At 70.7% G+C, this 22,075-nt stretch carries 20 protein-coding genes; 4 read left to right on the plus strand and 16 right to left on the minus strand.

Annotated elements, in window-relative coordinates; genetic code table 11:
* Nucleotides 1–184: 184 nt before the first annotated feature.
* Nucleotides 185–622 carry an alternative ribosome rescue aminoacyl-tRNA hydrolase ArfB gene (arfB, locus tag ABD073_RS15215; RefSeq protein WP_343876003.1) on the minus strand — a complete coding sequence of 146 codons (438 nt, stop codon included), beginning with the start codon at nucleotides 620–622 and terminating at the stop codon, nucleotides 185–187.
* Between the two features lie 160 nt (nucleotides 623–782).
* Between arfB and sucC the strand changes: the two genes are divergently transcribed.
* The 3 genes from sucC (at nucleotide 783) to ABD073_RS15230 (ending at nucleotide 3,571) form a co-directional block, all read left to right on the plus strand.
* Nucleotides 783–1,970: an ADP-forming succinate--CoA ligase subunit beta gene (gene sucC, locus ABD073_RS15220; RefSeq protein ID WP_343876005.1), complete on the plus strand. Its 1,188-nt coding sequence runs from the start codon at nucleotides 783–785 to the stop codon at nucleotides 1,968–1,970.
* Between the two features lie 10 nt (nucleotides 1,971–1,980).
* A complete protein-coding gene (sucD, locus tag ABD073_RS15225) occupies nucleotides 1,981–2,865 on the plus strand; it encodes a succinate--CoA ligase subunit alpha (RefSeq protein ID WP_343876008.1) in 885 nt (294 codons plus the stop codon).
* An 88-nt stretch (nucleotides 2,866–2,953) separates the two neighbouring features.
* Entirely contained in the window at nucleotides 2,954–3,571 is a 618-nt protein-coding gene (locus tag ABD073_RS15230; RefSeq protein WP_343876010.1) for a DUF3267 domain-containing protein, read from the plus strand.
* Nucleotides 3,572–3,949: 378 nt separating this feature from the next.
* On the opposite strand, the gene ABD073_RS15235 is transcribed toward ABD073_RS15230, so the two are convergent.
* The 10 genes from ABD073_RS15235 to ABD073_RS15280 all read right to left on the minus strand — a co-directional run bounded on the left by ABD073_RS15235 (nucleotide 3,950) and on the right by ABD073_RS15280 (nucleotide 14,433).
* Nucleotides 3,950–4,588, minus strand: a complete 639-nt coding sequence (locus ABD073_RS15235; protein WP_343876011.1) for a TlpA family protein disulfide reductase — start codon at nucleotides 4,586–4,588, stop codon at nucleotides 3,950–3,952.
* A 108-nt stretch (nucleotides 4,589–4,696) separates the two neighbouring features.
* The gene (gene ccsB, locus ABD073_RS15240; protein WP_343876081.1) at nucleotides 4,697–5,557 is read right to left on the minus strand and encodes a c-type cytochrome biogenesis protein CcsB; all 861 of its coding nucleotides are present in this window, start codon (nucleotides 5,555–5,557) and stop codon (nucleotides 4,697–4,699) included.
* Nucleotides 5,550–6,992, minus strand: coding sequence for a cytochrome c biogenesis protein ResB (gene resB / locus ABD073_RS15245; protein ID WP_343876012.1), 1,443 nt, complete (start codon nucleotides 6,990–6,992; stop codon nucleotides 5,550–5,552). The genes ccsB and resB overlap by 8 nt, the downstream gene beginning before the upstream one ends.
* Nucleotides 6,993–7,002: 10 nt before the next feature.
* Complete coding sequence (locus tag ABD073_RS15250) at nucleotides 7,003–7,695, minus strand: cytochrome c biogenesis CcdA family protein (RefSeq protein WP_343876014.1); 693 nt, start codon at nucleotides 7,693–7,695, stop codon at nucleotides 7,003–7,005.
* A gap of 3 nt (nucleotides 7,696–7,698) precedes the next feature.
* A complete protein-coding gene (locus ABD073_RS15255) occupies nucleotides 7,699–8,607 on the minus strand; it encodes a tetratricopeptide repeat protein (RefSeq protein WP_343876016.1) in 909 nt (302 codons plus the stop codon).
* A 254-nt stretch (nucleotides 8,608–8,861) separates the two neighbouring features.
* Nucleotides 8,862–10,394, minus strand: coding sequence for an ammonia-forming cytochrome c nitrite reductase subunit c552 (locus ABD073_RS15260; RefSeq protein ID WP_343876018.1), 1,533 nt, complete (start codon nucleotides 10,392–10,394; stop codon nucleotides 8,862–8,864).
* 6 nt (nucleotides 10,395–10,400) lie between these two features.
* Nucleotides 10,401–10,904, minus strand: a complete 504-nt coding sequence (gene nrfH / locus ABD073_RS15265; protein WP_343876020.1) for a cytochrome c nitrite reductase small subunit — start codon at nucleotides 10,902–10,904, stop codon at nucleotides 10,401–10,403.
* Nucleotides 10,905–11,247: 343 nt separating this feature from the next.
* Nucleotides 11,248–11,940, minus strand: a complete 693-nt coding sequence (locus ABD073_RS15270) for a response regulator (protein WP_343876022.1) — start codon at nucleotides 11,938–11,940, stop codon at nucleotides 11,248–11,250.
* Complete coding sequence (locus ABD073_RS15275; RefSeq protein WP_343876024.1) at nucleotides 11,937–12,986, minus strand: sensor histidine kinase; 1,050 nt, start codon at nucleotides 12,984–12,986, stop codon at nucleotides 11,937–11,939. The genes ABD073_RS15270 and ABD073_RS15275 overlap by 4 nt, the downstream gene beginning before the upstream one ends.
* A gap of 73 nt (nucleotides 12,987–13,059) precedes the next feature.
* The gene (locus ABD073_RS15280; protein ID WP_343876026.1) at nucleotides 13,060–14,433 is read right to left on the minus strand and encodes a YibE/F family protein; all 1,374 of its coding nucleotides are present in this window, start codon (nucleotides 14,431–14,433) and stop codon (nucleotides 13,060–13,062) included.
* A gap of 27 nt (nucleotides 14,434–14,460) precedes the next feature.
* Between ABD073_RS15280 and ABD073_RS15285 the strand changes: the two genes are divergently transcribed.
* Entirely contained in the window at nucleotides 14,461–15,462 is a 1,002-nt protein-coding gene (locus ABD073_RS15285; protein ID WP_343876027.1) for a DNA-3-methyladenine glycosylase family protein, read from the plus strand.
* 62 nt (nucleotides 15,463–15,524) lie between these two features.
* Here ABD073_RS15285 and ABD073_RS15290 read toward each other — a convergent pair whose 3' ends face one another.
* From ABD073_RS15290 to ABD073_RS15310, 5 genes are all read right to left on the minus strand, one after another.
* A complete protein-coding gene (locus ABD073_RS15290) occupies nucleotides 15,525–16,871 on the minus strand; it encodes a sensor histidine kinase (protein WP_343876083.1) in 1,347 nt (448 codons plus the stop codon).
* Between the two features lie 104 nt (nucleotides 16,872–16,975).
* Nucleotides 16,976–17,662: a response regulator transcription factor gene (locus ABD073_RS15295; RefSeq protein ID WP_343876029.1), complete on the minus strand. Its 687-nt coding sequence runs from the start codon at nucleotides 17,660–17,662 to the stop codon at nucleotides 16,976–16,978.
* 124 nt (nucleotides 17,663–17,786) lie between these two features.
* Nucleotides 17,787–18,503, minus strand: a complete 717-nt coding sequence (locus tag ABD073_RS15300; protein ID WP_343876031.1) for an SDR family NAD(P)-dependent oxidoreductase — start codon at nucleotides 18,501–18,503, stop codon at nucleotides 17,787–17,789.
* Nucleotides 18,504–18,516: 13 nt separating this feature from the next.
* On the minus strand, nucleotides 18,517–19,713 hold the full coding sequence (locus tag ABD073_RS15305) for an MFS transporter (protein ID WP_343876032.1): 1,197 nt from the start codon (nucleotides 19,711–19,713) through the stop codon (nucleotides 18,517–18,519).
* A complete protein-coding gene (locus ABD073_RS15310) occupies nucleotides 19,710–22,013 on the minus strand; it encodes a Type 1 glutamine amidotransferase-like domain-containing protein (protein ID WP_343876034.1) in 2,304 nt (767 codons plus the stop codon). Before ABD073_RS15310 ends, ABD073_RS15305 begins: the two co-directional genes overlap by 4 nt.
* Nucleotides 22,014–22,075 lie beyond the last annotated feature (62 nt).

Below are 22,075 nucleotides of genomic sequence, written 5' to 3' on the forward strand. Positions count from 1 at the left end.
CGAACCTCGACCCCATGCGCCATCACAACCCCTCCTCACAGAACCGTTGCGCTGACCACATGAATCCGCCGCTCGATCCGGGCCGAAATCCAGATCGACGGGGCGGATGTCAGGGTTCGGCTCGGCGCACGGAGCCGCGCGGTCCAGCGCAGCAGGTGTCGCCAGCCCCAGGTGCGCCGGTGTCTCAGTCGCGCGGGCGGCCGCGCAGCGCCTTGGTCTGGCTGCGCTGCTTCTTCGCCTCCAACCGGCGACGCACCGAACCGCGCGTCGGGCGGGTGGCGCGACGGGGCGGCGGTGGGGGAGCGAGCGCCTCGCGGAGCAGGTCGGCCATCCGTTCCCGGGCCAGCACCCGGTTGCGTCGCTGGTGGCGCTCCTCCGAGGCGTCGACGCTGAGCACGGTGCCATCCAGGCGTCCGGCCAGGTTGGTGAGCAGCCGCGCGCGCTGCTTGTCGTCGAAGGCCTGGCTGGTGGCCAGGTCGAGCGAGAGCTGCACGCGCGAGTCGGTGGTGTTGACGCCCTGGCCGCCCGGGCCGGAGGCGCGGCTGAAGGACTCCGCGAGCTCCGCTGCCGGCACCAGCAGCCCGCGGGGCACGCCCGGGCCGGGCCGAACCTGCAGATCCATCGTGGAACTCCCCCTCCGCCGAAAATCCTACGCTTCGTCGTCCTGACAAGCCGCTTCTTCTGTGCGCAAAGGGGTCTGTCCGAGGCACTTTCGTCCTGTTATCGTGCGGCAGACAGGTCATCGGACCCCTGCGGTCCAACCAGACGAGAGTGGAGTCAGAGTGGATCTCTACGAATACCAGGCGCGCGACATGTTCGAGGCGCACGGTGTGCCGGTGCTCAAGGGCGTCGTGGCCACCACCCCGGAGCAGGCTCGTGAGGCCGCCGAGACGATCGGTGGGCCGGTCGTCGTCGTGAAGGCCCAGGTCAAGACGGGCGGGCGCGGCAAGGCCGGCGGCGTGAAGCTGGCCAAGGGTGCCGACGAGGCGGAGCAGAAGGCCGCGGAGATCCTCGGCATGGACATCAAGGGCCACGAGGTGCGCCGCGTGATGATCGCCCAGGGTGCCGACATCGCGGAGGAGTACTACTTCTCGCTGCTGCTGGACCGTGCCAACCGCAACTACCTGGCCATGTGCTCCAAGGAGGGCGGCATGGACATCGAGCAGCTTGCCGTCGAGCGGCCGGAGGCGCTGGCCCGGGTGGCCGTGGACCCGCTGGTGGGCATCGACGACGACAAGGCCGGCGAGATCCTGGAGACCGCCGGTTTCAGCACCCGCGACGCGGTCAAGATCGCGCCCGTGCTGAAGCAGCTCTGGGAGGTCTACCGCGACGAGGACGCCACGCTGGTGGAGGTGAACCCGCTGGTCAAGACCGGTGAGGGCCGCATCATCGCGCTCGACGGCAAGGTCACCCTGGACGACAATGCCGCCTTCCGCCATCCCGACCACGAGGCCCTGGTGGACCACGCCGCCACCGACCCGCTGGAGCGCAAGGCGCAGGAGCGCGACCTCAACTACGTCAAGCTCGACGGCAGCGTCGGGATCATCGGCAACGGCGCCGGCCTGGTGATGAGCACCCTCGACGTGGTGGCCGGGGCCGGCGAGGACCTGCCCGGCAGCCCGAAGCCCGCCAACTTCCTGGACATCGGCGGCGGCGCCAACTCCAAGGTGATGGCCGACGGGCTGGACATCATCCTCTCCGACGAGCAGGTGGAGAGCGTCTTCGTGAACGTCTTCGGCGGCATCACCGCCTGCAACGAGGTGGCCAACGGCATCGTCGAGGCCCTGGACCAGCTGGGGGACCGCGCCACCAAGCCGCTCGTGGTGCGCCTGGACGGCAACTCCGTGGAGGTGGGCCGCGCCATCCTGGCCGAGTACGACCACCCGCTGGTCACCGTCGTCGACACCATGGACGCCGCCGCCCGCAAGGCCGCCGAGCTGGCCTCCGCCGCCATCACCGAGAAGAACTGAGGGACTCCGCATGAGCATCTTCCTTGACCACAGCTCCCGGATCCTGGTGCAGGGCATGACCGGCTCCGAGGGTCGCAAGCACACCCAGCGCATGATCATGTCCGGCTCCCGCATCGTCGGTGGCGTCACGCCCGGCAAGGGCGGTGAGTCGGTGCGTTTCGAGGAGAACCCGGTGCCGGTCTTCGACTCGGTCGCCGATGCCAAGCTCGCCACCCGGGCCAACACCTCGGTCATCTTCGTGCCCGCCGCCCACGCCAAGCAGGCCGTCATCGAGGCCGTCGAGGCGGAGATGGACCTGGTGGTCTGCATCACCGAGGGCATCCCGGTGGGCGACACCGCCGAGTTCAACGCCCTCACCAAGGGCTCGAAGACCCGCCTGGTCGGGCCCAACTGCCCCGGTCTGATCTCGCCCGGCAAGTCCAATGCCGGCATCATCCCGGCCACCATCGCCGGCCCCGGCCGGATCGGGCTGGTCTCCAAGTCCGGCACGCTGACCTACCAGATGATGTACGAGCTGCGGGACTTCGGTTTCTCCACCTGCGTGGGCATCGGCGGCGACCCGATCGTCGGTACCACCCACATCGACTGCCTGGAGGCCTTCCAGGCCGACGACGAGACCGATGCCATCGTGATGATCGGCGAGATCGGTGGCGACGCGGAGGAGCGGGCCGCCGACTACATCAAGCAGCACGTCACCAAGCCGGTCGTCGGCTATGTGGCCGGCTTCACCGCGCCCGAGGGCAAGACCATGGGCCACGCCGGCGCCATCGTCTCCGGATCCGCCGGCACCGCGCAGGCCAAGAAGGAGGCCCTGGAGGCAGCGGGCGTGCAGGTGGGCCGCACCCCCTCCGAGACCGCCGAGCTGATGCGCTCCATCATGGCCTCGCCCAGCTGAGTGCCGCCGCACCGCACGCGACGTCCCGGATCCCCGTCAGGGATCCGGGACGTTCGTCTGTGTCAGGGACTGGCATAGGATCGAGGACATGACCAACCCCGATCCCCGGCCGGCGACGGCAGCCCGGCCCGAGGTGGTGGGCAAGACGCCCGGCGAGCGCTCCCAGGCATGGATGGCCGCCCTGGCCACCGGCCTGCTGCTGGGCGGCGCCGCGGTCGGGATCGCCCTGCTGGACTGGCAGGGGATCGCCGAGGGCACCGTCGTGATCGACGCCCGGCGGGTGCTGCGCATGGTGCTGGGCACCACGGTGATGACGGTCGCCACGCTGGCGGTGCACGAGCTGCTGCACGGCCTCGGCATGCTGGCGGTGGGCGCCCGGCCACGCTTCGGCGCCGGGGTGATGAGCCCGAGCATGCCCTACCTGTACACCACCAGCGAGGGCCACCTGTTCACCCGCACGCAGTTCATCGCGATCGCGGCGCTGCCCAATGTGGTGATCAACATCGCGCTGCTGGCCATGATTGCCTTCGGCGACGACTCCGCCTGGTTCGTGGTGCCCTTCGCCATGCACCTGTCGGGTGGTGTGGGCGATGCCTGGCTCTGCTGGGCCGCTGCGGCGGAGGCGCCGGGCAACCTGATCGAGGACCAGGGGGCCGGCATCGGCGTGGTGCGCCCGCCGGGCTGGTCCCCGGCGCAGGACGCCTGAGGATCGGTTCCGCTGGGTCCGTTCTGCTCGCGGTGCACGGTGCGTGACTCTGTCGCGTGATCGCCGCCCGTCGCTCACCCTCCTCCTGGGAACCACACCGGACCCCGCCGACGTGCCTGCGCGGGTGTGTATGCACACACCGCTGGCGGTGTCATGGGCAAGGCTGTCTGCTGGGGCACGCACCAGTCCGGGCCGGCCCACCGGCTTCTTCCGACGTGTCCCCGGGGTGCCTCCACGGGACGAGTGTGCATGCACACACTTCTCTGAGGAGATCCAGAGATCGACGAGTACAGGGGACCACGACCGCCGGACAGCACGAGGCCCCGCCGACCGGTGGTCGACGGGGCCCGTGGATGGCCACGTGTGGCGGGCGGCTGATCAGCCGCCGATCAGCTTGAGGTTCTCGTCCATCTTCTCGGCGGTCAGGCCGCCCACGTAGCTGGCGCGCAGGATGCCGTCGGAGTCGATGAAGAAGTGCGAGGGGATGCCGATCGAGCGGTAGCGGGAGGCGATGGTGGTCTCCGGGTCGCTGATCATCGGGAAGGAGAGCCCCAGCCGGTTGGCATAGGTGCGCACCGTGGCGGCGTCCTCCTTGATGAAGACCGCCAGGATCTGCGTGCCCTTGGGCTGGGCTCCCTTCCAGGCCTGCTCGATGTCGGGGGCCTCGGCGCGGCAGGCGGTGCACCAGGTGGCACCGAAGGTGATCCACACCGGGTGACCCTTCAGCTCACTGAGCCGCACCTTCTTGCCGTCCATGGTCATGGCGGTGAAGTCCGGCGCCGGCTGGCCGATCTCGGGGGCGGATCCGGTCTGGTCCCCGCTGAGCTCCACCGACGCGGCCGCCGCACCACCACCGGAGGCGTCGGTGCCCTTGTCCTGCTTGCGGTTCTCCATCAGCCAGGCGCCGCCCAGCACGAGGGCGAGGGTGAGCAGCAGCACCAGTGCGCTGCCGCCCTTGCTGTTGCGGGTGCGGGCACGCCAGTCCTGCTCGGACGCGCTGTTGGGGCTGTGGCTCACGACTTCCTCCTGATGTCTCTCACGTGGATGCTATGACACGACGAAGGGGCCACGGGCCTGGCCCATGACCCCCTCGTCGAGCCGTCCGAACCGACGGCGACGGGCGATTTATCCGTAGGAGTGCAGGCCACCGAACCAGTGGTTGCCGAAGAAGGTGAACAGCACCGCGACGAAGCCCAGGATGAGCAGCCAGGCGGAGCGGCTGCCGCGCCAGTCCTTGGTGACGCGGGCGTGGATGTAGGCCCCGTAGATCAGCCAGGTCATCAGCGCGGCGGTCTCCTTGGGGTCCCAGCTCCAGTAGCGGCCCCAGGCGATGTTCGCCCAGATGGCGCCCTGGATGTTCATCACGGTGAGCAGCGGGAAGGCGAAGACGACGGCGCGGTAGCCCAGCTCGTCGATCCGGTCCAGGCTCGGGATCGCGGCCCACTTCACGCGGGGCTTGATCAGGTAGAGGATGCCGGCCGCGGAGGCGACGGCGGCGGCACCGTAGCCCAGCACGGCGAAGAGCACGTGGGTGGTCAGCATCAGCGGGTGCTGCAGGGCCGGCACCAGCGGTGCCACCTCGGCCGAGCGGGTCTCGGCGTAGAGCAGCATCGCCAGGGTCATCGGCAGCAGGGCCAGGCCCAACGAGCGCGCGTGGTGGCGGGCCTCGAAGTAGACGAAGACGGCCAGCATGCCCCAGGCGAAGGAGCAGGCGAACTCGTACTGGTTGGCATAGGGGGCGTGCTTCACCACGATCCAGCGCAGCACCAGGGAGGCGGTGAGCAGGGCGAAGGCGAGCTGGGTGAACTTGGTGGCGTACCAGCTCACGCCGCGCGCCGCGGTGGTGACGTCGGCGGTGCCGCCGGGGCCGCCGGCAGGGGCCACGGCCACCCGTCGGGTGGTGGTCTGCGAGGCGATGAAGGCCACCGAGGCGATGGCCGTCAGCATGGCGGCCGCCACCGCGCAGTACTGGGAGAGATCAAGCATGGACACGGTCGTCGCTCCTGGAGTTGTCGTCGTGCTTCTCGCCGATCGAGTCGACGAGTCGGGTCACCTTCTGCTCGAAGAGCATGTCGTGACGGTCGGGGGAGGCGACGCGCAGTTGCGCGCCGTCGGAGGTGGGTCGCACCCGCACCCACAGGCGCTTGTGGCGCAGCAGCATGGTGCAGACCATGCCGATCAGCAGCAGGCCGGCGCCGGTCCACACCAGCGGGGCGCCGTAGTCCTTGTTGATCATCAGGCCGGTGAACTGGCGCTCGCGCTGGAAGGTGAGCTTCAGGTCGCCGACGGTCAGCGGCTCGCCCTGGGTGAGCACCTGGCGGTCCACCTGCTGCTCGGTGGTGGCGTCGTAGACCTCCACCATCACCTGGCCGGGGCCGATCTGGGCATCGGTCTGGCCCGAGGCCGGCTGCACCACGAAGACCTGGCGGTTCTGCTGGGGCAGGTCCAGCTTGCCGTAGTTCTGCGTCTTGTCCTCGGTGGAGTACTGCAGCGGGACGGCGGTGTGCGTGATCTGCTGGCCCTTGGCGTCGGCCACCGTCATCTCGGCGGCGAAGCCGAAGTAGGACTGGTGGAAGGAGACCCCGTCGTAGTTCATCGGGCTGTTCACGCGCACCAGGTGCTGCTTGACCTGCTGGCCGTCCTTGAAGAGCACCAGGTCGGCGGCATAGTCCATCGGGCGGCCGTCGTCGTGGTAGCTGTCGGTGAAGCTCTTGGCCTCCACCGACAGGCCGGTGTCGTGGCCCACCTCCTGCGCGCCCATGCCCACCGGTACGGTGAACTCGTCCTCTCGGAAACCGGTGTTGGAGGTCACCAGCGCGCCCAGCAGGATCAGGATGAAGGCCAGGTGCGCGACGGCGGTGCCCAGCGGGAAGAAGCGGTTCTTGTCGGCATACAGGTTGAGCGCGCCGTCACGGTCGTCGCGGATGGTGCGGTAGCCCTGCTTGCCCAGCTTGTGCTCCATCTCCGCGATGGCCTCGTCGGCGCCGATCGGGAGCTCGACGGTGCGACGGGTGCGGGAGTGCTCGAAGAAGCCCTCGCGCACGTGGGTGTGCGGAGCGGTGGCGTTCTTCCACAGCTGCGGCAGGCGGTGCACCGTGCAGGCGATGATGCTGAGCACCAGCAGCACGATGATGATGCGCCAGGGCCAGGAGCTGAAGACGTGGAACATGCCCAGTGCCGACAGGATCGGGGTCCAGCCGCCGTACTTGGGGCGGGTCTGCTCCAGGAAGGAGGCGTAACGCTCCTTGTCCGCGAAGGATTCCGCATCCACCTGCGCGAACAGGACGCCGAACAGGGTCCACAGCGCCATGGCGAAGATCAGCATCAGGCCGAAGCGCTTGTTCCAGAAGAGGCGGTAGATCCGCAGGAACATCTCCTTGACGGAGATGTCAGCGCCGGGATCGGTGGTGGCTGTGCTCATGTCATGTTCCTCATACGCCGAAGCCGGACAGTCGGGAGAACTGGTCGGTCACGACCAGGAAACCGGTGATCACCAGCAGGGCGCCGGAGACCAGTTGGACGGCACTCTCGTGCCGGGTGAGCCAGGACAGCCGGGCGCTGACCCAGCTGGCGCCCAGAGCCACGGCGACGAAGGGGATGCCGAGGCCCAGGCAGTAGGCGACCAGCAGACCGGTGCCGTGCCAGACGCTGGAGCTGGCGATCGCCAACGAGATGATGCCACCCAGGATGGGGCCGATGCACGGCGTCCAGCCGGCTCCGAAGGTCATCCCCAGCACCAGCGAGCGACGCACCGAGGGGGCCTCGGCGGGACGTCCCGAGGTGGGGCCGCCGAAGGAGCGGCCCAGCAGCGGGATGTTGACCAGGCGCGCGATGTGCAGGCCCAGCACCACCATCAGCAGGCCGGCGGCGATCCGCAGGCCGTCGCGGTGGTCGCCCAGCAGGCCCCAGCCCACCAGGCCGATGGAGGCGAAGATCGCGGTGAAGACGAGGCTGAAGCCCAGCACGAAGGCCAGCGACTGGCGCAGTGCATTGCCCCGGGTGCGCTGCTGCTCGTCGGCGCCCACCAGGTAGCCGACGAAGACCGGCACAATGGGCAGGAAGCATGGCGAGGCGAAGCTGACGATGCCCGCCAGCAGCGCGAAGGGGAGGGAGACCTCGGTCATGGCTCAGCGGCTCTGGCTGGCCGAGGGGCTGGGGACGGCGCTGGCGGCGGGCGTGCCGGAGGCGGAGGGCTTGGCGCTGGCCATCGCCTTCAGGTGGGAGCTGACCGTCTTGGCCAGGTCCGAGTCGGGGTCGATCTCGACGACCTTCTGCCAGGCATCCTGCGCCTTGGAGATCTGGTTCTTCGACAGGTAGAGGAAGCCCAGGTTGTACCAGATGGTGGCGCGCTTGGGCGCGAGCTTGGTGGCCTGGGTCCAGGCCTTCTCGGCCTCGTCCAGGTTGGCCTGGTTGAACTGGGCCACGCCCAGCGCCAGGAAGGCGTCGACATCCTTGGGATCCACCGTGGTGATGCGCTCCTGCCAGGTGGCGGCCTTGTCGTACTGCGCGGCCTGGGAGTAGATCTCGCCCAGCGCCTTCATCGACAGGGTGTCCTTGGGATTGTCCTTGACCTTCTTCTCCAGCGAGGCGACCATCTGCGGGTCCACCGGCTTGGGGGTGGAGACCTGCACGCTCGCCGCGCTGGCCGGGTTGGCCGCATTCGGGGTGGTCGCGTCGGGATTCTTGCCCTGCGCGTAGATGGTGTAGCCACCGAAGACCACCAGGGCACTCAGGCCGGCCAGCATCAGGGGCTTGAGGCCCTTGCGCTGGGTGCGCACGGCCACCGGGCGGGCCTTGGTGGAGCCGGTGGGGGTGACCGCCTCGTCGTCGTCGAGGCCGAGCAGGTCGAAGTCCTCCGCCACCGCCTCGGCCTCGGGATCAGCCTCGGTGGCGGCACCCTGCGCGGCGGCGGCCTTGCGCGCCCGGGCCAGCTGCTGCTCAGCCCAGGGCTTCAGCTCCTCGGGGGCGCCGGCCAGGAAGGCCTCCAGCCGCTCGAGCTCATTGCCCTGGCTGCCGGATGGGTTCGTCGTGCTCATTGGCCAGCTCCCTGCTAGGTCAGATCCGTGCCGGACGCTTCGCATTTCCCGCCTGACGTGGAGGGATACGGATTGAAACGGTCGGCGCTGGTGATATTCCGATGTCGCTGACTCTACACAGTGTCGTAGCCGGACCGGGAGCTGGGGGTCCGGCTGGATGGCAGGGGCTGGCCTCGGGCGGCGGCCGGGCATGCGACAGGGGGCGGACCATGCGGTCCGCCCCCTGCCGGGAAGTGCTGCCTGTGCTCCAGGCCCTACCGGTTCGGGGTGGGGCTGGTGCTCGATGCCGGGAGCTTCGAGGGAAGCGGCGACACCTGCTCGGTGGGCTTGGCGTCCGGCCCGGCGAAGGGATCGTTCTCGTCACCGGTTCCCAGCGGGATCGGCGCGGGCTCGGTCTTCTTGCCCATCAGGGCCAGCTGTCCCTGGCGGGCCGCATTCGTCGCGTCGGCCAGGATCTGCAGGCTGTACTCCGGGGCGTGGAAGCCGTTGGAGTTCTCGCTCTCCGAGTAGTCCAGGTAGAACGAGGCCTTGCGCTGGTACAGGCGGGCTGCCTCCAGGCGGTCCTCCGCGACACCGGCCTTCTGGGCCTTCTCGATGTCGTCGATCAGCTCGTCGACGGCGGTGTAGGTGTCGTCCATCACCGTCAGGAAGCGGTTCTGGATGGTGGACACGCGGGACTTCATCTCCTCGGCGTCAGCCTTGTGGCAGGTCTGGCAGGAGGCGTTGACGTCCAGCATCGGGGACTTGATCTGGTGATCGCTCACCTTGCTCGCGCCCTCGCGCTTGTACGGCATGTGGCAGTCGGCGCAGGAGACGCCGGCCTTGGCGTGGACACCCTCGCGCCAGGTCTCGAAGTCCGGGTGCTGGGCCTTCAGCATCTTGCCGCCGGTGATCTTGTGGGTCCAGTCGACGTGGTCCTTGCTGACCTCGTACTCCTGGTCGATGTTGGTGCCCTTGCTCCACGGGAAGGTCAGGGTCTTGGCATCGCCCTTGAAGTAGTACTCGACGTGGCACTGGCCGCACACGAAGGAGCGCATCTCCTGCGGGGTGGCGTCGCGGTTGACGTCGTAGTTCTTGATGCCCTCGCTGGCCTTCAGCGCCTTGATGCCGTTGATGAAGCCCGGCTTGGTGACCCGCAGGCTCATGTCCTTCGGGTTGTGGCAGTCGATGCAGCTCAGCGCGTGGTTGAACTTCTTGGTGGCCTCGGCGTACGACATGTGGTTGATGATGTCGAAGCCCTTCATCTGGTCGCCGCCGCCGACCTCCTTGAAGACCGTGTAGGTGGAGGCGTGGCAGTTGATGCAGGTGCCGGGCTGCTTGAACTCGGTCACGCGACGGGTGAGGCGCTGGTCGGTGAGCATGTACTCGTGACCGCGGGCCTCGCGGTAGTCGGTGGCGAAGGCGTAGCCGGCCCACAGCTTCACCAGGCGGGGCTCACGCTCCAGCTCCTGGGCCGGCACCACGGTGCGCGGGTCGGTGGCCGTCGGGGTCTGCTTGGTGGGATTGGAGCCGCCGTGCTCGGTGGGCTCCATCTCGGTGGTCTTCTTGAACATCTCGTACTGGATGGGGAAGTTCTTTCCCCAGACCGCGGGATCGACCGTGTCATCGGTGATCTTGACGGCCTCGAAGTAGGGGACCTCCGCCTCGTTCTGCTTCTTCGCGACGTCGACCAGGAGGGCCGCGATGACGAGGGTGACCAGGAGGCTGGCCAGCACCAGCGCTCCGAGGAGGATCTTGGTTGAGAGCTTCGGCTGGTCAGACCGGTTGCTCGGCTCAGCGGTACTCATGGCAGTTCACTTCCTGTGACCGACTTCACTGTGGCACTTCAGGCACGAGACCTGGGTGCCGTGGTTGGCATTCTCGTAGGGCATGCGCATCTCCTCCGTGAGGTCCTCGTGGCAGTGGAGGCATGCACCTTCGGCGACCTTCTTGTTCACGTCGCGGATCTGGATGTTCTCCGGGTACCAGCCCGTGGAGAACTTCAGCCCGTGCAGGAATCCGTCCTCAGCCTTCACCCAGTACTTGTGCACGATGTTGTCGTGCGGCAGGTGGCAGTCCGCGCAGGTGGCCACCTTGGAGTGGCTCCCGGCCATCCACGCGTCGTACTGCTCGTTCATGGCATGGCAGTTGACGCAGGCCTTGGGATCGGTGCTGAAGTAGGAGAAGCCCTTCGCGAAGATGAAGGTGTAGGCACCGAGGCCGATGACGGCCCCGATGGCGATTGCGAGCGTCGACAGGACGATCGTCTTCATGTCCAGGTTTCGCTTGACGAAGCCGACGAGTCCACCTCCCGCCATCTCGCACCTCCCGTTCCGTGCCCACCGGACTGCGGACCTCGCAGACCAGACAGGGCGCCCAGTAATGACATCCTTCCGACGAATCAGCGTGCTGCCCATCCGTCGGGCGGTACAGATCCGGCACATCCTGGCTGTTTCACTGGCGTCGTGGATACATCCAACGACATGTCGTAGTACCGGTTCCCACAGTAGTCATGGACTGGTTGTGGCGCACCAGTGGGGGTCGGATTCGTGAATTGTCACGGCCTGGCGGCAATTGTCACGGCGGTTTCCCGGCCGCGGCAGGCCTGCGCGCCGCCCCAGCGGGGTGTGCGCCGCCCCGGGCGGGGCCGACCCGGCCGGCTCAGCGTGCCCGGTCGGGGCGGGCCAGGCCCTGGCGCACGATGTAGGCGGCGGCCTGGATCCGGTTGTCCATGTGCAGCTTGCGCAGCGCATTGTGCACATGGTTCTTGACGGTGCCCTCGGTGATGGACAGCCGGCTGCCGATCTCGCGATTGCTCAGCCCGGCGGCCACCAGCTGCAGGATCTCCAGCTCGCGCTGGCTCAGCGCCGGGCCCTGCTCCTCCACGGCTGCCTGGCGGGCCAGGGTGGCGGGCCGGCGCAGCTCGGCCAGCAGGCGCCCCACCAGGGCGGGGGCCACCGGGGTCTCGCCGCGCACCACCTGCCGGAAGGTCTGGAAGAGCTCCTCGGGGTGCATGTCCTTGAGCAGGTAGCCGTGCACGCCGGCGCGCACCGCGGGCAGCAGGTGCTCGTCGGCCTCGCTGATGGTGAGCATCACCACCTTCAGGTCCGGATCCGCCGCGATCATCAGGGCGGCGGCCTCCACCCCGTCCATCACGGGCATCTCGACGTCCATCAGCACCACGTCAGGGCGCAGCTGCGCGGCCAGCTCGACCCCCTGCACGCCGTTGTCGCCCTGGCCCACCACCTCCAGGTCGCTCTGGGAGTCCACCAGGCTGGCGATGGCTCGACGGAACAGCGGCTGGTCGTCCACGAGCAGGACGCGGATCGGCTGGTCGCCGGTGGGATCGGTCATCGGTGGCCTCGGGTGCGGGGGAGCGGGCGCATGCTGCGACTGGTGGGGGCGACGGGGACCGGGGTGGCCGGCAGGTCGGCGACCACGCGGGTCCCGGCGCCCGGCCGGGAATGGATGGCCAGCACTCCGCCCAGCTCCTCCACCCGCTCGCGCATGGTGTGCAGGCCGTAGCCGCCCAGGTGGCCGGGCTGCTGCTCGGCGTGCTCCTGCTCGGGGTCGAAGCCGTGGCCGTCGTCGGTGACCGAGATCCGGGTGCCGCAGGCCAGCGGCTCCAGCGCCACCGTCACGCGGCGGGCGCCGGAGTGCTTGCGCACATTGGTGAGCGCCTCCTGCACCACCCGGCTGAGCTGCAGCTCCTGGGGTGCGGACAGCCGCACCGGTTCATCGGGCTGCTCCAGCGAGACCTCGATCCCGCTGGTGCGCGAGAAGCCCCGCAGGTAGCGGTCCAGGCCCTCGGAGAGCGACTGGTTGGGCCGGCTGCCCTCGCGCAGGCCCAGGATCGATTCCCGGGTGTCGCGCACGGACTCGCGGCAGATCTCGGCCAGCTCGTCCACCTCCTGGCGCAGCGGCGGGCTCCCGGCGAGCTCGGGCCGGGCCGAGAGCGTGCACAGCCGCAGGTGCAGCAGCGACTGCACCTGGGCCAGCGAGTCGTGCATCTCGCGGGCGATCCGGTCCCGTTCGGCCAGCACCGCGCTGTACCTTTCGGCCTGTACCGCGCGTGACTGCAGGTCCAGCACCCGACGGTAGCCCCGCTCGATCAGCACGAACATGGCGATCCCGAAGGCCACCACGCACAGGGCCGCCAGGCTGGCGGCGGCCACCTTCGCGCGGTGCCCGAAGACCGGCCTGAGCAGGAATTCCTCGAGCAGTGGCAGGGTGGTGACGAAGACCAGCGGCGCCACGATGGCGGTCAGCCGCAGCCGGGTGAGCCAGCCCTCGACGTCCCAGTCACGGTCCGGGGGCAGGGCGGGGGGTCTGTGCCATCGCGCACCTCCTCCCGCTCCCTGGGCCAGGTCGGGGCATGGTCGCCCTGTACCTTCCGGCACCACAGTAATTGACACCGCTTTCGCAGTGTTTATGGGGGTGCCTCCCAGCAGGCAGACCTGGGGCAGCTGGGGCTCAGGCCCCGTCGGAGCGCTTCGGGCGGCGGTAGGCGGCATCTGGGCTGGCCGGGCGGCGCCGGGCCAGCTTCTTCTCCTCCTCGCCCTGGGCGGCGCGAGCGGCGCGCACCGGCCGGGCCTCCTCGACGGTGCTGCGACGGCTGGCCTGCAACTGGTCCGGACGCCGGCGCGAAGGCCCTGCGGTGACCGCGACCACGGCGATGGCGGTGGTCAGCGGGACGGCCAGCACCAGCCCGATGGAGCCCACCAGGGTGCGCACCAGCTCTGCGGCGAACATCTCCCCGGTCAGCGTCTCGCCGAGCGGGCGCTGGTAGATGGTCAGCAGCAGCAGGATCGGCAGGATGGCGCCGGCGGTGGCGAAGGCGGTGGTGTAGACCGTCGAGGCGATGTGGTCGCGCCCGATCCGCATGGCGCCCAGGAAGAGGTCACGACGGGAACGGCCGGTGCCGGCCAGCTCCCAGACCGCGGAGGCCTGGGTGATGGTGACGTCGTTCAGCACGCCGAGGCCGGCGACGATCACGCCGCACATCACCACCGAGCGCAGCTGCAGGTCGGGGGCCGCGGAGGCCAGCAGGAAGTCGTCCTCGCTGGAGACGCCGGTGAGGTGGGTCCAGCGGGTGGCCCACCAGCCCAGCAGGGCGCTGGTGATCAGCCCGAAGACGGTGCCCACCAGGGCTGTGGTGGTGCGGGTGGAGAAGCCGTGAGCGGCATAGAGCACCACGAACATGATCGCGGAGCTGGCGGCCAGGCCCACCAGGATCGGGTTGTGGCCCACGATCAGCGCGGGGAACAGGAACTTGCCCAGCACGAAGCAGGCGAAGACCAGGCCCACCAGTGAGGCGAAGCCGCGCCAGCGGGCCACCAGCACCACCAGGGCCGCGAAGACCGCCGCGAAGAAGGCCAGCGGCACGGTGCGCTGGAAGTCGGCGAACTGGTAGGTGACCGTGCCGTCCTGGGGGGAGGCCATCCGGTAGAGCTTGACCTGGTCACCCGGCTCGATCCCGGAGGCGAAGACCGGGGCCGTGACCGGCACCTCCTTCTGCTGGCCGCTCTCGGGGCCCTCGTCGAGCTGGACCGTGAGCTTGCCGCAGGCGCGGGAATCGTTGGCCACCGACCCGGTCATGCCCTCGCAGGAGGTCTGGTTGACGCGGGCGACGGTGGCCTTCGGCAGCGTGACCCCCTCCACCATCACGGTGGCGGAGTCGGCGCGTATGTGGCTGGAGACGTCGCGGGGCCACAGCCAGGCCAGCACCACGAGGGTGAAGACGGCCACCGGCACCAGGAAGCTGATCATCAGCCCCAGTGCGCGGCGCTCCTGGCGCTCCATCTGGGGGCTGGTGGGGCCGCTGCTGTGCGAGTGGGAGTGTGACATGGTTCCTCGACGCCTAGGCTGTAGGAGATGGCTGACCCACTGCATCCCCCGGCGCAGCGTGCCGCCTCGACCCTACCGAATCCCACGGTCGCGCCCAATGCTCCCCGCATGCTGGCCGGCGCGGGCCACGAGAGGCTGGTGCGGGGCGCGGCGGGACGGTTGTCGGTGTGCATCGGCAGGCTGAACCGCGGGCCGGGTGACCCCACCCACCGCCGGGTGTCCGGCACCTGGTACCGCGCCTGCAACAGCCCTGAGGGCGGCGTCCTGCTGGAGCTGCGCGACCAGGGCCCCGACGTGCGGGTGCGCGCCTGGGGAGAGGGTCGGCACTGGGCGCTGGAGCAGGCGCCGCGGCTGCTGGGCTGCCACGACGAGGCCGACTTCCGTCCGCACCACCCGCTGCTCGCCACCCTGGTGCGGCGCCATCCGGCCCTGCGCATCGGGGCCACCGACCTGGTCTGCGAGAGCCTGTTGCCCAGCGTGGTGGAGCAGAAGGTCACCGGCGCCGAGGCCTTCCGCGCCATCCACCGGCTGACCAGGCTCTTCGCCGACCCCGCGCCCGGTCCGGCCACCCGCGAAGGGCACCCGGCGCACGGGATGCGGCTGCCGCTGCGCGCCGAGCAGTGGGCGGCTGTCCCCAGCTGGGACTACTTGCGTGCCGGCGTGGAGCAGAAGCGCTCGGCCACCGTGGTGGGCTGCGCCCGTCGCGGTCGTGCCCTGGAGCGCACCCTGTCCCACGATCACCCCGACGTGGCCCTGCAGAGCCTGCCGGGGATCGGGCCGTGGACCAGTGCCCGCACCCGCCAGCAGGCCCACGGCGATGCCGACGCCTGGAGCATCGGCGACTACCACGTGCCGCGCGCCATCAGCTTCGCGCTGTGCGGCGAGCAGCTGGACGACGACGGCTGCGCCGAGCTGCTGGAACCCTTCGCGGGGCACCGCTACCGCGTCGAGCTGCTGCTGGGGCGGGCCGGGGTGGCCGTCGAGCGGCACGGCCCGCGCCGCACGCTGCCCGGCCACATCGGGCTGTGAGGCCCGGCTCCGAGCGTCGGTGAGGGTTGGGCGTCGGAGCGCCTCGCGCCGACGCCGCTGGCTCAGTCCTTGATGGCCGGCAGGGTGATGGTGTCGTCGCCGGACTCCTCCAGCGCCTCCGGGGCGTTGCGGCCCGGCAGGCGCACCACGAACTCGGCGCCGCCCTCCGCGGAGCGACGCGCCGTCACCTGGCCGCCGTGGGCGGTGATGGTGTGCGCCACGATCGACAGGCCCAGCCCGGTGCCGGGGGTGTTGCGCGCCCGGTCGGAGCGGTAGAAGCGGTCGAAGACGTGCGGCAGGTCCTCCTCGGCGATGCCGGGGCCCTGGTCGGCGATCCGCAGCTGGTCGCCCTCCAGGTGGACGTGGATGGTGCCGTCGGGCGGGGAGAACTTCACCGCATTGTCGAGCAGGTTGGTCACGGCGCGCTCCAGGGTGTCCGGCTCGCCCACCAGGTAGAGCGGGTTCAGCTCGACGTCGAAGACCAGGCCGGGGCCGCGTCGCTTGGCGCGCACGATGGCCGACTCCACCACGTCGCGGAAGTCCAGCGGCTCCGGGTTGACCGTCACCCGGTCCTCGCGGGAGAGCTGCACCAGGTCGCCCACCAGGGAGGTGAACTCGCCCAGCTGGGCCGCGATGTCGTGCAGGATCTCGCCCCGCGCACCCTCGGGGAGCATGCCGGTCTTCTCGTCGGCCACCAGCAGCTCGATGTTGGTGCGCATGCTGGTCAGCGGGGTGCGCAGCTCGTGGCCGGCGTCGGCGATCAGCCGCTTCTGGCGCTCGCGCGAGGAGCTGAGCGAGTTCAGCATGGTGTTGAAGGAGCGGGTCAGGTCTCCCAGCTCGTCCTCGGAGTGGATCTCGATCGGGGTCAGCTCGTCGGTCTCGGTGACGTGCGCCACCGCCTCCGACAGGTTGCGCAGCGGGCGCAGCGCCTGGCGCGAGCTCCACCAGCCCAGCGCCACGGCCAGCATCACGCCCAGCGCGCCGGTGGACATCATGGTGATCCACAGCCAGTGCAGGGTGCGCTCGGTGGGTGCCAGCGGGCGGGCCATCACCAGGGCGTACTGGTCCTCGCCGATGGTCAGCGGTACCGCCACCATCCGGTAGCGGGTGCCGTCGTTGTCGGTCACGGTGCGCGCCGAGCTGCCGGTCTGGGTCCGGGCGACCGCCTTCTCCTCGTCGCCGGGCTCCAGGGTGATGGTGGCGCCCGGGATGCCGCGCGCGCTGCCGTCGGAGGAGACCAGCAGCAGGGTCACGTTGGCGGCGCGCAGCGCATCGGCGTTCAGGTCGCCCATCGACTCGACATCGGCGGCCACCGGCGTCGCGGTCACCGTGGCGACGTCCAGCAGCTCGTTGTCCAGCTGGTTGACCAGCATGAAGCGCGTCATCCAGTAGGCGGCCAGCGCCACCATGACCACGGCCAGGCTCACCGCCAGCGCGGAGAGGAAGACGAGCCGACGGCTCAGTGATGCGCGAGGACGTCGGCTCGAGGAGAAAGCGCGGATGAAGCGGTCGATCACGGGGGCGTCTCGCGCAGCACGTAGCCGATGCCACGCACGGTGTGGATCAGCCGGGACTCACCCTCGGACTCCGTCTTGCGACGCAGGTAGCCGATGTAGACCTCGAGCGAGTTGGCGGTGGTGGGGAAGTCGAAGCCCCAGACCTCGTTCAGCAGCCAGCCACGCTCCAACACCCTGCGGGGGTGCTCCATGAAGACGTGCAGCAGCGCGAACTCGGTGCGGGTGAGGCTGATCCGGCGTCCGCCGCGCGAGACCTCACGGGTCTGGGTGTCCAGGATCAGGTCGTCGAAGACCAGCGTCTCGCTGCCCGAGTCCTGCTCGGTGCGGGAACGACGGGTCAGGGCGCGCAGCCGGGCCAGCAGCTCGTCGAGCGCGAAGGGCTTGACCATGTAGTCGTCGGCGCCGGCGTCCAGCCCGTCCACCCGGTCGCCCACGGCGTCGCGGGCGGTGAGGATCAGGATCGGCACGTCGTTGCCGGTCTGGCGCAGCATCCGGGTGGTCTCCAGCCCGTCGAGCCGCGGCATCATCACGTCCATGATCACGGCCTCGGCCTTGATGGCGGAGAGCTTGGCGAGCGCCTCGAGGCCGTCGGCCGCGGTGCTCACCTCGTAGCCGCTGTACTGCATGGAGCGGGCGAGGGAGTCGCGGACGGCCTGGTCGTCGTCAACCACGAGGATGTGCATGGGGCCCAGCATGCCACCTCCGGGCGCGGAATTCGCGTCGGGGGTGGGGCGGTTCGCCAGTCGGAAGCAGCCGCTGCTGGACGGATGAACCGAAGTCAGCCACGGACCCGCGGCAGGACGCGGCTCACAGGGTGCATCCGGTGGCCTGCTCCAGGCGCTCCAGCAGCTCGTCCTGGAATCCCGCATCCAGGGCTGCCGGATGCGGCTCCTGGCGACGCTGGTGGTGCCAGTAGCCGCCGGGCCGCAGCGCCTGCTCCTCGTCGGTGGTGGCCAGCCAGCGCTGGGTGAGGGCGCCCAGCTCCAGGTCGTCGGGCGCGGAGGGGCCGCCCATCCGGGTGGGCACCCACCCGGGGTCCACGGCATGGCCCAGCACCTCGGGCCGGCGACGCGCGACGGCCATCGCCAGCGTGGTGAGCAGCAGCTTGGAGTCCGAGTAGCCGGCCCGGCCGGGATCGTCCAGCAGTGAGGCATCGGGGCGCCCGCCCCGGTGCATCGAGCTGGACAGGTAGACCTGCCGCCCGGTGGGCAGCAGCGTGGTGAGCAGCCAAGGGGCCACCACGTTGACCGCCAGCAGCTGCGGGCCGTCCATCACGCCGGCATTGTGGATGACCGCGTCCAGCGGGCCCAGCTCGGCGGCCTGCCGCGCCAGGTCGCGCACCTGGTCGGCCTCGGCCAGGTCGCCCAGCACCACCTCGGCGCCGGCCTCCAGCAGGTCCTGCGCGCCAGACAGGCGCTCCCGGGTGCGGGCGTGCAGGACGACGCGGTGGCCCTCCTCGGCCAGGCGTCGGGCGGTGATCCGGCCGATCCCGTCGGCGGAGCCGGTGACCAGGACATGTGCCATGCCGGCGATTGTGTCACCTGCTGCCGCGATGGGCGAGGGTCACGGCCAGACCGGCCAGCAGCACCAGGCTGCCGGTGAGCACCGTGACGCCGGGCCAGCCGTGGCTGCTCCAGGCCCAGCCGGCCGCGGTGCCCGCCACCGAGCTGCCCAGGTAGTAGGCGAACAGGTAGAGCGAGGCGGCCTGGGCGGTGCCCAGCCCTCGCTGGGCGGCCGCTGCGGCCACCCAGCCGGAGGCGACGCCGTGGGCGGCGAAGAAGCCGATGGTGGTCAGCGCCAGCCCCACCAGCACCAGCAGCAGCGGCCGGGCCGTCAGCAGCACGATCCCGGCCAGGTGGATGGCCAGCCCGCCCAGCGCCACGACGGCCGGCCCACGGTCCTGGGCCGCCCGCCCGGCCCGGGCTGAGCTCCACGAGCCGAAGGCGTAGACCAGGAAGACCAGGCCGGCCACGCCCACCGAGAGGTGGTAGGGCGGACCCTCCAGCCGGAAGCCCATGGCATTGAAGCAGGCCACGAAGGCGCCCATGGCGCACAGCGACATGGCCATCAGGCCCAGCTGCACCGGGCTGCGCAGCAGGGCGAGGGTCTTGCGGGTGAGGCCGGCCGGGTCCAGGGGCTGGGCCACGAAGGCCGTGGAGCGGGGCAGCAGGTGCTGCACCGCCGCCGCGCAGACCAGGGCCAGCAGGCCGATGCCGAGCACGGCGGCCCGCCAGCCCCACAGGTCGGCCAGCAGGCCGGAGACCAGCCGCCCCGACATGCCACCCAGCGCCGTGCCGCCGATGTAGAGCCCGGTGGCGCGCGAGGCGAAGGCCGGGGTCACCTCCTCGCGCAGGTAGGCGACGGCCACCGCCGGCAGGCCCGCGGCGCACACCCCCACCAACAGCCGCAGGGCGAGCAGCAGGTGCCAGGAGTGCACCAGGGCACCCGCCAGCGTCACCAGGCCGGTGGCCCACAAGCTGGCCAGCATCACAGTGGTGCGGCCGATCGCGTCGGAGACCGGGCCCAGGAAGAGCAGCGCCAGCCCGAGCGCGATGGTGGTGGCCGAGACGGTCAGTGCCGTCTCGGCCGGGCTGCGACCGAAGGCCTCGCCCAGCAGCGGAAGCAGCGGCTGGGTGCAGTAGATGGCGGCGAAGCTGACCAGCCCGGCCAGGAAGAGCGCGACGGTGAGCCGGCGGTAGGCCGGCTCACCCGGGGCATGGCCCCGTGGGCTCACTGTTCGCGTGCCTGCTGCTCCGCGGCGTCGGTGAAGGGCTCGTCGGCGACGCTGGAGGAGACCGGGCCGGAGGGCAGGCCGTCGAAGGCATCGAGCAGCGGCTCGCCGTCCGGGCCGGTGCTGGCCTGGCCGACGGTGGTGAGCTCGTCGTCCTCCTGGTGCACCGGCACCACCTGGGGCTGGTCGGCCTCGGGATCGGTGAGCGCGGTGTCGGGGCGGACGGACCCGGCACCGGCGGGGGCGTCGACCCCCGGCTCGGCGGACGGGGTGGGCATCTCCTGGGCGGCGCCGGGCTCGGCGGGTCCGGGCACGTGCTGCGGATCGGCAGTGGGATCGGTCATCTCGTGCTCCTTCTCATCGGCCGCCGGTTCCGACGGGCTGTCGGGGCTGGCGGGTGAATCGGGCGAGTCCGGGGAGTCCGGGCTGTCAGGGGAATCGGGGCTGTCAGGGGAGTCCGGGCTCTCGGGAGAGTCCGGCGAGTCCGTGGCGGGTGCGCTCGACGGGTTGGCCGGGCCGACCGCGCGCTCCTGCGAGACCTGCACGGCCGTGGCCCCGCCGGTCTGCTGGTCCGGTGTCTGCTGGCCCGGGGTCTGCTGGCCCGGGGTCTGCTGGCCCGGGGTCTGCTGGGTGATGTCACCGGCCTGCTCGGTCTCGTCCGGCTCGTCGACGTAGTCGGAGAAGTCCTCCTGCTCCCAAGCGGCCTGCTCCTGGGCAGCGCGCTCGGCAGCCTCCAGGGCGGCGGCGCGCTCGGCTGCGGCACGGTCCAGGTCACGCTGCTCGCGCGAACCCTCGGTGGGACGCGAGGACGGCTGCGCCTCGGTCTCGTCGGTTCGCTGGGCCCGGCCGGCCCTGTCACCACGCCGCGCCCGGCCCTTCCGATCAGCGCTCTTTTCGATGGCTCCCTGCGCCGGAGCCGGGTCGATGGCCTGCGGGGAGGTGCCCGCCGCCAGGGTCGGCTGCGAGCCGCTGGCTCCGGCGAAACGGCCGTCGGCGGCGCGACGCGCACGGGTGAGCTGCTTGGCCGAGGTCTGCTGCGCGGCCTCGGAGCGGCCGCCACGGGATCGGCCACCCCGGCCGCGGCCCCGGCGACGCGGCTTGTCCTCGCCCTCGGCAGGCTCCTCGGAGGTCGGCTCCGGACGCGGGAAGCGGCCGTCGGCAGCACGCTTCTGCTCCACCAGCCGAGCCGCCCGCTGGGCCGCCTTGCGGGCCTGCTGCTCCTCGCGCTGGGCGGCACGACGGGCCTCGCGCTCCGCCTTCTCGGCGGCCTCGCGGGCCTCCCGCTCCTCGCGCTCCCGACGCTCCGCCTCACGACGCGCGGCCTCGCGCGCACGGTCCCGTTCGGCCTGCTCCTCGGCCTTGCGCAGCAGCTCGGCCTGCTCGGCCTCCACGATCTTCTTCTGCTCGGCCACCTGGCGCTCACGCTCGGCGCGCTCGGCCTCCTGTCGGATCCGGCGCTCCTCGTCGGCCTGGCGCTTCAGCTCGGCCAGCCGGGCGCGCTCGGCGGCGCGCACCGCCTCTTCGGCGTCGGCCTTCTCCTTCTCCTTCGGCAGGTAGTCCTCGACGCGGCGCGTCTCGGTGGTGCTCGACTCGTGGCGCACCACGGTGGCGCCGCCCTCGCCCTGCAGCCAGTGGATCCGCTGGTCACCCTCGACGGTGGTGCGCCCGCTCACCGGGTCCACCACCAGGCAGCAGCCCTCGTCGATGGCCACGACGGTGGAGACCTCGCCCTTCTCCAGGGCGGCCAGGCCACGGCCCAGGCCGGTGACGTCGCTGTGCACGTCGACGGCCGGCCCGATCAGCGCCAGCCCGTCGCGCAGCTCCAGCTCCTCCAGGCCCTCGCCCCAGACCTCGGGGACGATCTGGCGGCCGCGGAACTTCCAGCCGCCGACGATGGCGCGCTTGCCCACCACCATGGCACCGGCCGAGTAGCCCATGTAGGGCACGCCCTGGCGGACCAGCTTGGCGATCAGCTGCTGCTGGGGGCGCAGCGCCTCCAGGTAGCCGGGCGTCGGGCCGCCGCAGACCACGATGCCCGCCAGCGACTCCATCTCCTGCGGCCAGGCGGTCTCCTGGCCGGAGACCTCGGGCTCGTCCTCCAGCCAGATCGGCTCCACCTGGGCCTCGGGCCAGCGGCTGGTGATGGGGGCCACGTAGCCGTCGAGGAACTGTCCCACCTCGTCCTGGGTGCCCAGGATGGCCACGGCGATCCGCGTGCCCCGCTTCTTCACGGACTCGACGAACTGCTCGTGGACGGCATCAAGGGTGTCGGCCGGGCCGCTTCCCACCAGGTACATGGTCATGGCCCCAGCCTAGTCAGGCTGGCGGGCTGCGCCACCCGTCGACGGTGGGAGCGGCCACCGCC

This window comes from Luteococcus peritonei (assembly GCF_039526385.1).
In the GTDB taxonomy this organism is placed as follows: Bacteria; Actinomycetota; Actinomycetes; order Propionibacteriales; family Propionibacteriaceae; genus Luteococcus; species Luteococcus peritonei.

What these genes read in the sequence shown, in the direction of transcription:
- arfB (WP_343876003.1), bottom strand. Translation starts at nt 622, where the DNA reads ATGGATCTGCAGGTTCGGCCCGGCCCGGGCGTGCCCCGCGGGCTGCTG.
- sucD (WP_343876008.1), top strand. Translation starts at nt 1,981, where the DNA reads ATGAGCATCTTCCTTGACCACAGCTCCCGGATCCTGGTGCAGGGCATG.
- ABD073_RS15230 (WP_343876010.1), top strand. Translation starts at nt 2,954, where the DNA reads ATGACCAACCCCGATCCCCGGCCGGCGACGGCAGCCCGGCCCGAGGTG.
- ccsB (WP_343876081.1), bottom strand. Translation starts at nt 5,557, where the DNA reads ATGCTTGATCTCTCCCAGTACTGCGCGGTGGCGGCCGCCATGCTGACG.
- resB (WP_343876012.1), bottom strand. Translation starts at nt 6,992, where the DNA reads ATGAGCACAGCCACCACCGATCCCGGCGCTGACATCTCCGTCAAGGAG.
- ABD073_RS15250 (WP_343876014.1), bottom strand. Translation starts at nt 7,695, where the DNA reads ATGACCGAGGTCTCCCTCCCCTTCGCGCTGCTGGCGGGCATCGTCAGC.
- ABD073_RS15255 (WP_343876016.1), bottom strand. Translation starts at nt 8,607, where the DNA reads ATGAGCACGACGAACCCATCCGGCAGCCAGGGCAATGAGCTCGAGCGG.
- ABD073_RS15260 (WP_343876018.1), bottom strand. Translation starts at nt 10,394, where the DNA reads ATGAGTACCGCTGAGCCGAGCAACCGGTCTGACCAGCCGAAGCTCTCA.
- nrfH (WP_343876020.1), bottom strand. Translation starts at nt 10,904, where the DNA reads ATGGCGGGAGGTGGACTCGTCGGCTTCGTCAAGCGAAACCTGGACATG.
- ABD073_RS15270 (WP_343876022.1), bottom strand. Translation starts at nt 11,940, where the DNA reads ATGACCGATCCCACCGGCGACCAGCCGATCCGCGTCCTGCTCGTGGAC.
- ABD073_RS15280 (WP_343876026.1), bottom strand. Translation starts at nt 14,433, where the DNA reads ATGTCACACTCCCACTCGCACAGCAGCGGCCCCACCAGCCCCCAGATG.
- ABD073_RS15285 (WP_343876027.1), top strand. Translation starts at nt 14,461, where the DNA reads ATGGCTGACCCACTGCATCCCCCGGCGCAGCGTGCCGCCTCGACCCTA.
- ABD073_RS15290 (WP_343876083.1), bottom strand. Translation starts at nt 16,871, where the DNA reads ATGGTGGCGCTGGCCGCCTACTGGATGACGCGCTTCATGCTGGTCAAC.
- ABD073_RS15295 (WP_343876029.1), bottom strand. Translation starts at nt 17,662, where the DNA reads ATGCACATCCTCGTGGTTGACGACGACCAGGCCGTCCGCGACTCCCTC.
- ABD073_RS15300 (WP_343876031.1), bottom strand. Translation starts at nt 18,503, where the DNA reads ATGGCACATGTCCTGGTCACCGGCTCCGCCGACGGGATCGGCCGGATC.
- ABD073_RS15310 (WP_343876034.1), bottom strand. Translation starts at nt 22,013, where the DNA reads ATGACCATGTACCTGGTGGGAAGCGGCCCGGCCGACACCCTTGATGCC.